This window comes from Bartonella sp. WD12.1 (assembly GCF_002022415.1).
GTDB lineage: Bacteria > Pseudomonadota > Alphaproteobacteria > Rhizobiales > Rhizobiaceae > Bartonella.
Genome location: NZ_MUBG01000001.1, coordinates 809,701 through 823,731, shown reverse-complemented (window position 1 = coordinate 823,731; position 14,031 = coordinate 809,701). Strand labels below are relative to the sequence as shown.

Here is a 14,031-nt window from a genome sequence, read left to right as displayed (position 1 = left end):
ATATCAATGACATATATAAGTGCTCAAGGCAGGCTGAAGGGATGTAAACCCATTGCTGTGGTCGATATTGGTTCGAATTCTGTTCGGCTTGTTGTTTATGAAGGTCTTGTACGCTCACCGACGGTTTTATTTAATGAAAAAATTCTTTGTGGTCTTGGTCAAGGTGTTGCAAAGACTGGCTTTTTAGAAAAAAAATCAACTGAAATGGTATTGCACACATTGAAACGATTTTGTGCGCTTTGCCAACAGATTGGTGTAGATGAGATTCATGCTTTTGCAACAGCAGCAGTGCGAGAAGCAAAAAATGGGGTAGCTTTTATTCAAGATGCTGAAAAAATCCTACATGATAGCATACGCATTCTTTCAGGAAATGAAGAGGCAATTTATTCAGCTTATGGAGTTATTTCTACCTTTTATCGTCCCAATGGTGTTTCTGGTGATCTTGGTGGTGGAAGTCTTGAGCTTATCAATATTTGTGATTCTAACTTGGGTGAAGGAATAACGCTACCATTGGGTAGTTTGCGGTTGCAGTATATGTCTAATAACAATATTGCAGCAGCAGCAAAGATTGCTCATGAGAAACTTTATGAAGCTTCTTTTATGCATAAAAGTATGCCACATTATTTTTATGCAGTAGGAGGTACGTGGCGTAATCTGGCAAAACTTCATATGGCAGCTAAACATTATTTGTTACCTGTTGTACACGGTTATGAAGTTGATGCACTTGAGATGAAGGATTTTCTACACCTTGTTGCTAGTGATAATATTGATAACTTGAAAGGTATTTCAGCTATTTCAAAGAATCGTCGTCAACTTTTAGCCTATGGAGCAGTCGTTCTTATTGAACTTATTCAGTATATGGGTTTTAAAAAAATAGTTTTTTCTGGTGCTGGAGTTCGTGAAGGTTTTCTCTATTCACAATTATTGCAAGAAGTTCGCATTTCTGATCCTTTAATTGCGGCCTGTCAAGAAATGGCTATTTTACGGGCGCGTTCACCAAAGCAGGCAGATGAACTCATTGATTTTACTACAAATGCGTTTGAAACTTTTGGAGTTTCAGAAACTGAAGATGAATATCGTTATCGTAAAGCTTCTTGCCTTCTTTCTGATATTGGTTGGCGTATACATCCAGATTATCGAGGTAATGAGGCAGCTAATCAAATAGCGTTAGGATCCTACCCAGGAATTTCTCATGAGGGGCGTGTTTATGCTGCATTAGCTGTTTTTTTTCGTAATGCAGGTTTATTTGCCGATAAAGAAATTCCAGATATTCTTAAATTAGCGACTCGTGATATGATTGAAAAGGCACGTATCCTTGGGGGGGTTATGCGTATTGCTAATCTTTTTAGTGCTTTTACTACAGGAATTTTACCTGATTTATTATGGCAGAAAAAACAAGATCATGTTATATTACGTATTCCAATGCGCCATGCTGATTTAATAGGTGAACGGCCTTTTGGACGATTAAAACAATTATCAAAGATAACAAAATTATCTCTGACGTTTGAAATTTCATGATTCTCTCATAGATGAATTAAGAATCTATTTTGCTGAAAAAATCACACATTCGAACTTACTATACGCTTAATGGATATATCTCTATGTAGAAATATCTTCTGTTAAGTTAAAGTCGCTTAGTTGTTATCTCTCCATTATGAAAATAAAATGCTAGCTGGCCTTTTAGCATTTGTTCTGCTTTTTGACCAAATATTTCATAACGCCAGCCATTCATGGCAGGGATATTTTCCATTATACCACCATGAGCGATTTTTTCTAAATCATTGGAAGTTGCGATAATTTTAGGAGCAATGTCATTTTCATTTGCAACAAGTTTTAATAATACTTTAAGCAGCTCAATTGCAGCAGCTGTTTTATCATGAATAGGATTATGCTTGGGAAGGTCAGGTAAAGAAGCAATATCAACTTCAAAACTTTCATGGATAGCTTTGATTAATGCTTGTGTGGTTGATGGGTGATACCCGCTTTTTTTTAGGCTGCGTAAACGTTTTAGTTCAAGTTCGTCTTTTGGTTGTTGAATTGCAAGTTCGATAAGGCACTCATCTTTCATAATATGACGACGTGGAACGTTATGCTTGCGTGCTTCACGTTCACGCCAAGCCGCAACTTTTTGTAATGCAGCCAATTCACGAGGTGCTTTAACTTTTCCTTTTACTTTTTTCCATGCGTCTTCTTCTGGTATATCATAAGTTGTCGGTGTTAAAAGAATCTCAAGTTCATCATTCATCCAATGAGTTCGTTTGTTTTTTTCTAATTTCTTTTTCAATGAAAGATAGACGTCTCTTAAGTAAGTTACATCAGCAAGAGCATAGAGCAATTGTTTTTCAGAGAGGGGACGATGGCTCCAGTCTGTAAAGCGAGATGATTTATCAAGATGATGTCCAGTGCAGCGTTGTACAATTTGATCATAGGAGATAGAATCACCAAATCCACAAATTGATCCTGCTATTTGTGTGTCAAATAGAGGATAGGGAATGATTCCTCCGAGATGATAAATAGTTTCTATATCTTGGCGTGCAGCATGAAAAACTTTAACAATTTTCTCATCTACCATCAGGTTGAAAAATGATTGTAGATCAATATCGGGTCCCATTGGGTCAATAAGTATTGTAACATTTGGAGACGCAAGCTGAATCAAGCACAATTGTGGCCAGAAGGTTGTTTCGCGGATAAATTCAGTATCTACGGTTACAAAATCAGAATTACTCAAAGCGGCAATTGCAATTTCAAGTTCTGTTGTTTGTGTAATAAGTTTCATCACTATATTATAGCATAAGTAGGTTAAATTTGTCTTTTATTGTATTTTTTTCTAGGTTTTTTAGGGGGTATCTTGACAAGTAGCTGCCAAAAATCGTTTGTAACGCGTATGAAACAATTATAATTTAAAGGCAGAAAACTATGCACCGTTATCGCAGTCATAATTGCGCCGAGCTTCGTAAATGCGATGTAGGAATACAAGTCCGTCTTTCAGGGTGGGTTTATCGTGTTCGTGACCATGGCGGAATTCTTTTTATTGATTTACGAGACCATTTTGGAATCACACAGATTGTTGTTGATCCTCATTCACCTGCTTTTAAAATTGTTGAGAAGGTGCGTGCTGAATCAGTTATTCGTGTGGATGGGGAAGTACGTGCACGTGCTGATGAGGTTATTAATGCCGCTTTACTGACGGGTGAGGTTGAAGTTTTTGCAAGTGAGGTGGAAATTCTTTCAAAATCTGATGAACTTCCTTTACCAGTTTTTGGTGAACCTGATTACCCAGAAGATATTCGATTGAAATATCGTTTTCTTGATTTGCGTCGAACAACTATGCACAAGAATATAATGCGTCGCACTGAAATTATTGCTTCCATAAGAAAGCATATGCAAGATTGTATCTTTACAGAGTTTACAACGCCACTTTTAACGGCATCATCACCGGAAGGAGCACGCGACTTTTTGGTTCCAAGTCGTATACATCAAGGAAAGTTTTATGCACTGCCTCAGGCACCTCAGCAATATAAACAATTATTAATGGTTTCTGGTTTTGATCGTTATTTTCAAATAGCTCCATGCTTTAGAGATGAAGATCCGCGTGCAGACCGTTTGCCAGGTGAGTTTTATCAATTAGATGTTGAAATGAGTTTTGTTGAGCAGGAAGATGTTCTTGCAACGATGGAGCCTATTATACGTTCTGTTTTTAAAGAATTTGCAGATGGAAAGTGTGTTACACAAAATTTCCCTCGTATTTCGTACGATGAAGCAATCCAGAAATATGGTTCAGATAAGCCTGATTTACGTAATCCAATTATTATGGAAAGTGTTTCTCAACATTTTTACGATTCGGGTTTTAAGGTTTTTGCTCAGATTTTAGCTAGTGATAAACATGCGCAGGTATGGGCTATTCCCGCTAAAACAGGGGGAAGCCGTTCTTTTTGTGATCGTATGAATGCATGGGCGCAAGGTGAGGGGCAGCCCGGTCTTGGCTATATTTTTTGGCGTCAGGAAAATGGAGTCTTTGAAGGAGCTGGCCCTATCGCTAAAAATATTGGTGAGCAGAGAACTGAAGCTATTCGTGCGCAACTTGGGCTTGAAAGTGGTGATGCTTGCTTTTTTGTTGCAGGAAATCCGAAAAAATTTGCGTCTTTCGCTGGTGCTGCGCGTACACGGGTAGGAGAAGAATTAGATCTTATCGATCGTGAATGTTTTTCTTTAGCATGGATTGTTGATTTTCCATTTTTTGAATGGAATGAGGATGAGAAAAAGCTTGATTTTGCACATAATCCTTTTTCAATGCCTCAGGGTGGAGAAGAGGCTATTGATTGTCAAGATCCTCTCACTATCAAAGCTTTTCAATATGATCTTGTTTGCAATGGTTATGAGATTGCATCAGGTGGAATTCGTAATCATTCACCAGAAATGATGTTGAAGATTTTTAAGCTTGCAGGCCTTTCTGAAGAGGTTGTCGAAGAACGTTTTGGTGGTCTTTATCGTGCATTTCATTATGGAGCTCCGCCTCATGGTGGCATGGCGGCTGGTATCGATCGTATCGTCATGCTTTTGCAAGGTGTAAAAAATTTACGTGAAATTTCCTTATTCCCTATGAATCAACAAGCGCTTGATCTTTTGATGAGTGCTCCATCTGAAGTTTCTGCTGTACAGTTGTCTGATTTAGGAATTCGAATTGCTCGCACAGCTAAAAATGATTAATAAAATTAATTGTCATTTTGGTGCTATTTTATTAGAGGTTGTATTTAAAAATGATAAAATAAGTTTTATGGAGTAATACTTCATTTTCTCCTATTGACTGATAAAATAAATAATAAACATTCTTTTCTGAATTTTCAGGATTAATTTAATTCCTTATTATTTTTTACTTACAATAGTTATTTACATAATATAGTTTTTATAAAATGTTCAGGTACTAAAAATTTGCACTTAATAGGCCTTATGGCATACTTATTTTTTATTTTGGAAGTTTCTATTCACGTACTATGTCAGGTAAAATGAGTCAGCCTTTTGATAAAGAATGTATTGAGTCAGTAGAATTGTGTTCCGCTTTGCAGGAGCGCTATTTGGCTTATGCACTTTCTACTATTACGCACCGTGCGTTACCTGATGTACGTGATGGGTTAAAGCCAGTGCATCGGCGTATTATCCATGCGATGCGTTTATTAAAGCTTAATCCTGGACAGTCCTATGCTAAATGTGCGCGGATTGTGGGTGATGTTATGGGTAAGTTTCACCCTCATGGTGATGCATCTATTTATGATGCATTAGTACGCTTAGCTCAGGATTTTGCTGTTCGTTACCCATTAATTGATGGGCAAGGCAATTTTGGGAATATTGACGGTGATAATGCTGCAGCCATGCGTTATACAGAAGCACGTATGACTGAAGTTGCAGCATTGTTACTTGAAGGGATTAATGAAAACGCCATTGATTTTCGTTTAACTTATAATGAGGAAGATGAAGAGCCTGTTGTTTTACCGGGGACTTTTCCTAATCTTTTAGCTAATGGTTCATCAGGTATTGCTGTTGGTATGGCAACATCTATCCCACCGCATAATGTTGCTGAATTATGTGATGCGGCATTGCATTTGATTGCTCACCCCAGTGCAAACAATGAGGATTTAAATCAGTTTGTACTTGGACCTGATTTTCCAACAGGTGGTATTTTAGTTGAGCCTAAAAAGAGTATTGAAGAATCATACCGTACAGGGCGTGGATTGTTTCGGTTGCGTTCACGTTGGCATCAAGAACAAAGTAGCCGCGGTTCTTATGTCATTGTTGTTACTGAAATTCCATATCAAGTACAAAAATCACGCCTTATTGAAAAAACGGCAGAATTATTACTTGCACGGCGTTTGCCGATGCTTGAAGATATTCATGATGAATCTGCAGAAGATATTCGTATTGTCCTTGTTCCCAAAAATCGTACAGTTGATGCTGAACTTTTAATGGAGTCACTTTTTAAATTAACTGATTTTGAAGTAAGATTTCCTCTTAATCTTAATGTTTTGACTCTAGGTAAAGTGCCTAATGTTCTTTCTTTGCGTGAAAGTTTACAGCAATGGCTTGAGCATCGTAAAGAAGTGCTTGTTCGTCGCTCAAGTTATCGACTTAATGAAATTAATTACCGATTGGAAATTCTTAATGGATATCTTATCGCGTATTTAAATCTTGATAAGGTGATCCAAATTCTTCGTGAAGAAGATGAACCCAAAAAAGAATTGATTGAACATTTCAAATTAACGGATAATCAGGCTGAAGCTATTCTTAATATGCGGTTGCGTTCTTTACGGAAACTTGAAGAATTTGAAATTCGTAAAGAATTCCAGTCTCTTAAGACTGAAGAGGCGCAATTACAAGCCTTATTAGCCTCCAATATGAAACAGTGGAAAATGATTTCAGATGAAATCACAAAAGTTCGGAAAATTTTTGGACCTGAAACTGTTTTAGGCAAAAGACGTACAACGTTTGAAGATGCTCCAAAGCACGATGTCAATGATATTCAGCAAGCAATGATTGAAAGAGAGCCAGTAACTATTATTATTTCTGAAAAAGGTTGGATGCGTGCTTTAAAGGGTCATTTGAATGATTACAAGATGCTTTCTTTTAAAGAGGGTGATTGCTTAAAATTAGCATTGCCAGCATTTACTACAGATAAAATTGTCATGGTAAGTACTGGTGGAAAATTTTTTACTATTAGTGCAAATGTTTTACCTGGAGGAAGAGGACACGGTGAACCAATTCGTATTTTAGTGGATATGGATGGTGAACATGATATTTTGACAGCTTTTGTACATAATGCGCAGGAAAAGCGGCTTTTAGTTTCAGCATATGGGAATGGTTTTATTGTTTCTGAAAATGAAGTGATTGCCAATACGCGAAAAGGAAAGCAAATTATGCATGTAAAATCTCCTGATAAGGTAAAGCTTTGCGTTCCAGTAAATGGTGATTATGTTGCAGTGGTTGGAGAAAACCGAAAAATGCTTATCTTTGCTATAGAGCAAATACCAGAAATGAGCCGTGGTAAAGGTGTTCGTTTGCAACGTTATAAAGATGGTGGTGTTGTTGATGCCAAAACCTTTAATTTGTCAGAAGGTTTAAGTTGGCAAGATACAGCTGAACGCAGTTTTAATCGCCAGCCTGATGAGCTTATTGAGTGGATGGGAACACGTGCTGGAGTGGGGCGCTTGGTTCCAAAAGGATTTCCAAAATCAGGAAAATTTTCTAATTAATATAACAGTAGCATATAAATCATTGGCTTAAAGTGCACTAGCAATAGGCTTTAGGCTCTTTTAAATTTATCGACAATAGCAATTTAAAGGGATTTTTATAAAATCCCTTTAAGAGCTATGTTTATTTAGAGTGATGTTTACTAAAAAGACTTCCACGCTCAGCCCATAATACAAGAAAGATAGCTATGAGACTGAGAAAGAAAAATCCTGCTGAATTGGGGATCATTGTTTCATCAAAGCGTTGTGCGATGAAGAAACCGATACCTGTAGCGATGGATGTTTGAAGAAAACCAGATACAGAAGCTGCTGTTCCAGCAATTTTTCCTAAAGGCTCAAGAGCAAGTGTATTGAAATTAGCCATAATACCACCGCACGTAAACATTAATATAGAATACAGTATCATGTAAAAAGAAAAAGAGATAATACCGCCTGTTAAAATGGATGCGATAAGCCAGACGCATGAAATGGTACAAAATAGTAGAAGCATACTATGACCAATGCATCGCATTCCAAGACGATGAACAAGTCGAGAATTTAAGAAAGCTGATACTGCTTGAAATGCAGCACTAGCTGCAAAAGCTACAGGAAATAAAAAACCTAAGTTATAGATTCCTTCATATATTTGTTGCGATGTGTTAACAGCAATAAAGATGCAGCCTAACATAATAGAAGTAGCGAGCGTGTAACAAAGTGCAGTCCGGTTGGTAATGACAAGGCATAAACCACTTTTAATAGAAGAAAAGGAAAGAGAGCGCTGTGTATGGAGAGTTTCAGGTAAGCGCAGGTAAATCCAAATCATCAATCCAAAACCAACAAATGCCATGAATATAAAAATAAGTTGCCAATGCTCAAGAAATAAAATCGTCTGTCCTATTATTGGTCCAAGCATTGTTGCGATGAGAAAGACCATCATGACTATGGACATAACTTCTGCCATTTCTCGACCGTTGTAGAGATCTCGTACCATGGAGATTGTAAGCACACGCATTGCAGCACCCCCAATGCCTTGCAAAATACGTAGAATAAGCAATAAGGGAAAACTTGTTACATATGCACAGCCAAGTGCTGTTAATGAATAAAGTGTAAGACCCATGAGAACAAGTTTACGCCGCCCGAAACGGTCACTTATTGGACCAAAAAATATTTGTGTAACACCAAAGCTGATAAGGTAACAAGAAATGATATAATGCTGATCATTTTCGTTAATAATATTAAAGCTATTTAAAATATTAGGCATAGCTGGCAGCATAATATCAATAGCTATAGAATTAATTGCCATCAGTGCTGCAATGATAATGACAAATTCTTTATATCCAATTCTTTTTTTGATTGCATCTATATGCTTTTGTTCGTCAACCGAATACGACATATACACCCTTTAAAATAAAAAAACTCTGGCTGAATAGCAGTTCACTTAAGAGGCTGAATAAAATTAAAGTTAATTTTTATGATATATTATAGGTAATGTCTTTTTCTTTGAGTAATTTTTGTAACTCATCACTTTGAAATATTTCTTTAATAATATCGCAACCGCCAATGAATTCACCTTTGATATAGAGTTGTGGAATTGTTGGCCAATTTGAATAATCTTTTATCCCCTGACGCAATTCATCAGAAGTTAAAACGTTAATTCCTTTATAGTTTAATCCTAAATAGTCAAGGATTTGAACAACCTGCCCAGAAAATCCGCATTGCGGAGCATTAGGTGTTCCTTTCATGAATAAAACGACATCGTTTGTTTTAATTTCATTATCAATAAAATCATAAGCAGTAGTCATTTTTATTCCTTATATTGGCTATTATTTTAGGAAAATTACAGTTGTATTGGTTTTATTTTAAATCGTATTAACAAAATGAATGCAAGAAGAAATTTTTAGATTATTTATTAGGTACACTTGTTTGAAGTGCTAAAGCATGAAGCGCGCTTCCCATATTGCCTTTAAGAGCATCATAAACCATTTTGTGCTGTTGAACACGGCTTTTACCCCGAAAACTTTCTGAAATAACTTCTGCAGCGTAATGTTCGCCATCTCCTGCAAGATCATGGATTGTTACTTTTGCATCGGGGATGCCTTCACGAATAAGAGTTTCAATTGTATGAGCATTCATTGCCATGAGTTATTCTCCTCTATTTATTTATTATTTTTATATAGCCAATGGAAATAAATCATTATTTATCACCCATAAACTCTGGAAACCAGCTTTCATAAGCTTGTGTCAGTTCAGATACTGGAAGTGTTAATACATCTTTTATATCAAGTGCATTGCCTTCAACTATACCAAGTTCCATTAAAGAAACTTCACTTGTTTGAGCAAGTGTTTTAAGGTCATTAAATTTATTGGGATTAACTGCCAACAAGTAACGCCCTTGATCTTCACCAAAAAGTTCAGCATGATGTGGTAATTTGTTGCTTAATTTTGCTTTAATTCCTTTGTTTGCTTTAATTACCATTTCTGCAAGAGCAATAGCCAATCCTCCATCGGAAATGTCATGAGCAGCATGAATAAAACCACAATTAATAACATCGCGAACAAATTGACCATTCTTTTTTTCAAGCTGTAAATCCACATAAGGCGGTGCGCCAGCCTCAATATTTAAAATATCACGTGCGTAGATTGATTGTCCCAAATGCGAGCCACAAGGCCCAATTAAGGCTATAATATCTCCGTTTTGCATATTATTTATTGTAGCCATTTTTGACCAATCATTAAGAATACCAACCCCCGCGATTGTAGGTGTAGGAAGAATTTCTTCTCCATTAGTTTCGTTATAAAGGGAAACGTTTCCTGAAACGATTGGAAAATCGAGTACTCTACAAGCTTCACCTATACCTTTAATGGCAAAGACGAGCTGCCCCATAACTTCAGGTTTTTCAGGATTGCCAAAATTGAGATTATCAGTAGCAGCTAGTGGTGTTGCACCTGTGGCACTAATATTACGCCAACATTCTGCAACGGCTTGTTTTCCTCCTTCATAAGGGTTAGCTTCACAATAGCGAGGTGTTACATCAGAGGAAAAAGCAAGGGCACGTTTGTCACTATTGTCTATGCGGATAACACCTGCGTCACCCCCTGGGCGAGTGAGGCTGTTACTCTGAATAATTGTATCATACTGTTCATAAACCCATCGCCGTGAGCTTTGATTGGCAGAATTTAATAAGGTAAGCAGTGCATCACCGAGGTTTTCAACTTTTTTAACTTCTTCTACTTTAAGAATTGGCTTTTTAGGGGGCTCTATCCAAGGGCGATCATAAGCTGGAGCTTCATCTCCAAGTTCTTTTATTGGTAGATTAGCCACTTCTTGCCCTTGGTGTAATACGCGGAAACGTAAATCATCCGTTGTTTTTCCAATGATAGCAAAATGAAGTCCCCATTTATTAAAAATTTCAGATGCTTGCTTTTCGAGTTCTGGCTTAAGAACCATAAGCATACGTTCTTGACTTTCAGAAAGCATCATTTCATAGGCTGTCATATTTTCTTCACGAACAGGTACGTTGTCAAGATTTAGCTCTATTCCTAAATCTCCTTTTGCACCCATTTCAACTGCAGAGCATGTTAACCCTGCTGCACCCATATCTTGAATACCAATGACGGCTCCTAATGCCATCAATTCTAAACAAGCTTCAAGTAGGCATTTTTCAGTGAAAGGATCACCCACTTGAACAGTCGGGCGTTTTTCATTGATTGTATCGTCAAATTCAGCAGAAGCCATTGTAGCTCCACCAACACCGTCACGTCCTGTTTTGGCACCAAGGTAAACAATAGGAAGTCCTACACCTTGCGCTTTGGAATAAAAAATAGAATCTGTTTTTGCTATACCAGCCGCGAAAGCGTTAACAAGAATATTGCCATTATAACGCTTGTCAAAATTGACTTCTCCACCAACAGTAGGGACACCAAAAGCATTGCCATAACCACCAATTCCAGAAACAACACCTGAAACCAGATAACGCGTTCGGGGATGATCAGGAGATCCAAATCGTAATGCATTCATACTTGCGACAGGGCGAGCACCCATTGTAAAAACATCACGTAAAATGCCACCAACACCTGTTGCTGCGCCTTGATAAGGTTCAATATAAGAGGGATGGTTATGACTTTCCATTTTGAAAACCACGCATTGATTGTTACCTATATCAACAACGCCAGCATTTTCTCCAGGACCTTGAATGACACACTTTCCTTTTGTCGGTAAAGTTTTGAGCCATTTTTTAGAAGATTTATATGAACAATGCTCGTTCCACATTGCAGAAAAAATTCCAAGCTCAGTTAGTGTTGGTTCTCTCCCGATTAACTCTAAAATACGTTGGTATTCATCGGGTTTTAAGCCATGTTGTGCGATTAATTCTGGTGTAATGGCAATGTTATTGCGAAAGTTCATTAGTATTTCCGTTATATTGATCAGATTTAATATGTATTATCACTTTTAATCCAGTTGTTTGGTGTATTGGTAATTTCATTATTTGATAATGAAGCTATTAAAGGACTATAAGTTAAGGCTTTAATTAGTTGTGCTTTAAACTCAGTGGTCAAATTTTTTAAAAAATTATAAAGCACGATTAAAATATGAAAGTGATTTGAGTTTGAATAATAAGCATAAAATTTAAAAGAAGAACCAAATTTATAATGAAACTTTAAGCTTTCAAACCACACCTGATGTATATTTAGAATAATATATTGCATTATTGTAAGTGTAGAAATTTGCTTGGTAAGGTTCACTTCATACATTAATTTTTCGATTCTAAAACACTTTGAAACAATAAACGGCCATCATCGCCACCATGCGCATCTTCAATGAAGTTTTCAGGATGAGGCATTATACCAAGAACATTGCCAGTTTTATTGATAATACCAGCAATATCACTAATTGAGCCATTAGGATTTGTATTTTCTGCATAACGGAAAACAATTTGCTTATTGTCTTCCATTTGTTTCAGTGTATCATTGTCAACGAAGTAATTTCCATCGTGATGGGCAACAGGGCAGCGAATAATTTGTCCTTTAGAATAGCATCGAGAAAATTTTGTATCGGTGTTAGCGACTTCAAGTTTTATTTCACGACAAACAAATTTCAATGAAGCATTGCGCATTAAAGCGCCTGGTAGCAATCCGGATTCTAGCAGAATTTGAAAACCATTGCATACCCCCATAATCATGACGCCTTTTTGTGCTTTTTCACGCACAGTTTGCATAACTGGCATCCGCGCACCAATAGCACCACATCTTAGATAGTCACCGTAGGAAAACCCCCAGGGATAACAATCATATCAACCTGAGGAATTGTTGTTTCCGTTTGCCAAATCTTAAGTGGTTGAATGCCTGTTATGTGATATAATGCCGCAATCATATCTTGATCGCGATTTAATCCGGGTAATTGAATAATAGCAGTTTTCATCGAGTGATCCGCTTAAAGAAGTTCTATAGTGTAGTTTTCAATGACAGTATTTACAAGCAATTGCTCACACATTTGTTCAAGTTTTTGTTTTGCTGTTTCAGCGGGTATGTTATCGAGAATGATATCAAATACTTTTCCTTGGCGAATAGATTGAATACCAGTAAAAGCTAAACTATTTAAAGCACTAGTGATCGCTTCTCCTTGAGGGTCAAGAACGCTGCTTTTTAAGGTAACTATAACGCGCGCTTTCATTTTTATTTCCTGTTATTTAAAGCATTTTTAAGAAGAATGGCTTTTTTATAAAGCAAGGCTATATTGCATCACTTTGTTTCTTATTTGACTAAAACTGGGCCGCTTGGTCGTTGAGGGTCATTTTCATTCATGATACCAAGACGCTTTGCAACATCTTGATAAGCATTAATAAGCCCACCCATATCACGACGAAAACGATCTTTATCCATTTTTTCTCGTGTTTGCATATCCCATAAACGAGCAGAATCAGGTGAAATTTCATCAGCAAGGACGATGCGCATCGTTTCACCTTCCCATAAACGACCAAATTCTATTTTAAAATCAATCAATTGAATGCCAACACCTGCAAAAAGCCCAGAGAGAAAATCGTTAATGCGAATTGAAAGTTGCATAATTTCTTCTATTTCTTGTGGAGCAGACCACCCAAAAGCAGTAATATGTTCTTCCGTTACCATTGGATCATCAAGAGAATCATTTTTGTAGTAAAACTCGATAATAGATTGTGGAAGAACTGCTCCTTCTTCTAATCCTAAGCGCTTAGAAAGGGAACCTGCAGCAACGTTACGTACAACAACTTCCAGCGGAATAATCTCGACTGCTTTGATAAGCTGTTCACGCATATTAATCCGTTTGATAAAATGTGTTGGGATGCCTAAACGACCAAGTTGAGTAAAAATATACTCTGAAATACGGTTATTTAAGACTCCTTTACCATCAATGATTTCATGTTTTTTTGCATTAAATGCAGTTGCGTCATCTTTAAAAAACTGAATATAAGTACCCGGTTCAGGCCCTTCATATAGGATTTTGGCCTTACCTTCATAAATGCGGTGACGACGGTTCATCATAACTCTCTATTCGTTGAAAAATCTTAATGTTGTTAATGAAAAAACATTATCTTAATTAATAACAATTCTCAATGAATTGCTATAATATTTACTACAATTTTTATTATTTAAAGCATATTAAACGAGATTTAAACTTTTTATAGTCTGGCAAAGACATTAATGCAATCAGGCAAAGTGAATAATTTGTTTTATGTTTTTTAGCATGAAACCAGTGCAGACAAAAATATTTAAGCTTCTTATAGGGTATGTGTTAAATAATATTGGGTAAAGTAATATAAAATGTATTATTCTGAGA

10 protein-coding genes and 1 pseudogene are annotated in these 14,031 nt (G+C 36.7%); 3 read left to right on the top strand and 8 right to left on the bottom strand.

From position 1 onward, the window contains the following. The first annotated feature begins 6 nt into the window (after window positions 1-6). Window positions 7-1,518 carry an exopolyphosphatase gene (ppx, locus tag BWD121_RS03610; RefSeq protein WP_078663421.1) on the top strand — a complete coding sequence of 504 codons (1,512 nt, stop codon included), beginning with the start codon at window positions 7-9 and terminating at the stop codon, window positions 1,516-1,518. 106 nt (window positions 1,519-1,624) lie between these two features. Here ppx and rnd read toward each other — a convergent pair whose 3' ends face one another. Further along, window positions 1,625-2,779: a ribonuclease D gene (gene rnd, locus BWD121_RS03605; protein WP_078663420.1), complete on the bottom strand. Its 1,155-nt coding sequence runs from the start codon at window positions 2,777-2,779 to the stop codon at window positions 1,625-1,627. Between the two features lie 137 nt (window positions 2,780-2,916). Here rnd and aspS point away from each other — a divergent pair, with 137 nt between their 5' ends. Both aspS and parC read left to right on the top strand, forming a co-directional pair. Next, window positions 2,917-4,707: an aspartate--tRNA ligase gene (aspS, locus tag BWD121_RS03600; protein ID WP_078663419.1), complete on the top strand. Its 1,791-nt coding sequence runs from the start codon at window positions 2,917-2,919 to the stop codon at window positions 4,705-4,707. Between the two features lie 284 nt (window positions 4,708-4,991). Further along, window positions 4,992-7,241, top strand: coding sequence for a DNA topoisomerase IV subunit A (gene parC, locus BWD121_RS03595; protein ID WP_078663418.1), 2,250 nt, complete (start codon window positions 4,992-4,994; stop codon window positions 7,239-7,241). 121 nt (window positions 7,242-7,362) lie between these two features. Here parC and BWD121_RS03590 read toward each other — a convergent pair whose 3' ends face one another. The 7 genes and pseudogenes from BWD121_RS03590 to purC all read right to left on the bottom strand — a co-directional run bounded on the left by BWD121_RS03590 (window position 7,363) and on the right by purC (window position 13,733). Next, entirely contained in the window at window positions 7,363-8,610 is a 1,248-nt protein-coding gene (locus BWD121_RS03590; RefSeq protein ID WP_078663417.1) for a multidrug effflux MFS transporter, read from the bottom strand. Window positions 8,611-8,686: 76 nt separating this feature from the next. Then, window positions 8,687-9,019 (bottom strand): Grx4 family monothiol glutaredoxin, encoded by a 333-nt coding sequence (gene grxD / locus BWD121_RS03585; protein WP_078663416.1) that lies wholly within the window; start codon window positions 9,017-9,019, stop codon window positions 8,687-8,689. Window positions 9,020-9,119: 100 nt separating this feature from the next. Then, a complete protein-coding gene (locus BWD121_RS03580; protein ID WP_078663415.1) occupies window positions 9,120-9,356 on the bottom strand; it encodes a BolA family transcriptional regulator in 237 nt (78 codons plus the stop codon). Between the two features lie 55 nt (window positions 9,357-9,411). Then, window positions 9,412-11,622, bottom strand: coding sequence for a phosphoribosylformylglycinamidine synthase subunit PurL (purL, locus tag BWD121_RS03575; RefSeq protein WP_078663414.1), 2,211 nt, complete (start codon window positions 11,620-11,622; stop codon window positions 9,412-9,414). Between the two features lie 346 nt (window positions 11,623-11,968). After that, window positions 11,969-12,636: pseudogene (gene purQ, locus BWD121_RS03565) on the bottom strand (phosphoribosylformylglycinamidine synthase subunit PurQ). A 12-nt stretch (window positions 12,637-12,648) separates the two neighbouring features. Beyond that, window positions 12,649-12,888, bottom strand: coding sequence for a phosphoribosylformylglycinamidine synthase subunit PurS (gene purS, locus BWD121_RS03560; RefSeq protein WP_078663412.1), 240 nt, complete (start codon window positions 12,886-12,888; stop codon window positions 12,649-12,651). A gap of 80 nt (window positions 12,889-12,968) precedes the next feature. Continuing rightward, window positions 12,969-13,733: a phosphoribosylaminoimidazolesuccinocarboxamide synthase gene (gene purC, locus BWD121_RS03555; RefSeq protein WP_078663411.1), complete on the bottom strand. Its 765-nt coding sequence runs from the start codon at window positions 13,731-13,733 to the stop codon at window positions 12,969-12,971. Window positions 13,734-14,031 lie beyond the last annotated feature (298 nt).

Bases quoted from the DNA above. Each gene is read 5' to 3' on its own strand.
- ppx (WP_078663421.1), top strand. From the start codon at position 7: ATGACATATATAAGTGCTCAAGGCAGGCTGAAGGGATGTAAACCCATT.
- aspS (WP_078663419.1), top strand. From the start codon at position 2,917: ATGCACCGTTATCGCAGTCATAATTGCGCCGAGCTTCGTAAATGCGAT.
- parC (WP_078663418.1), top strand. From the start codon at position 4,992: ATGTCAGGTAAAATGAGTCAGCCTTTTGATAAAGAATGTATTGAGTCA.
- BWD121_RS03590 (WP_078663417.1), bottom strand. From the start codon at position 8,610: ATGTCGTATTCGGTTGACGAACAAAAGCATATAGATGCAATCAAAAAA.
- grxD (WP_078663416.1), bottom strand. From the start codon at position 9,019: ATGACTACTGCTTATGATTTTATTGATAATGAAATTAAAACAAACGAT.
- BWD121_RS03580 (WP_078663415.1), bottom strand. From the start codon at position 9,356: ATGGCAATGAATGCTCATACAATTGAAACTCTTATTCGTGAAGGCATC.
- purL (WP_078663414.1), bottom strand. From the start codon at position 11,622: ATGAACTTTCGCAATAACATTGCCATTACACCAGAATTAATCGCACAA.
- purS (WP_078663412.1), bottom strand. From the start codon at position 12,888: ATGAAAGCGCGCGTTATAGTTACCTTAAAAAGCAGCGTTCTTGACCCT.
- purC (WP_078663411.1), bottom strand. From the start codon at position 13,733: ATGAACCGTCGTCACCGCATTTATGAAGGTAAGGCCAAAATCCTATAT.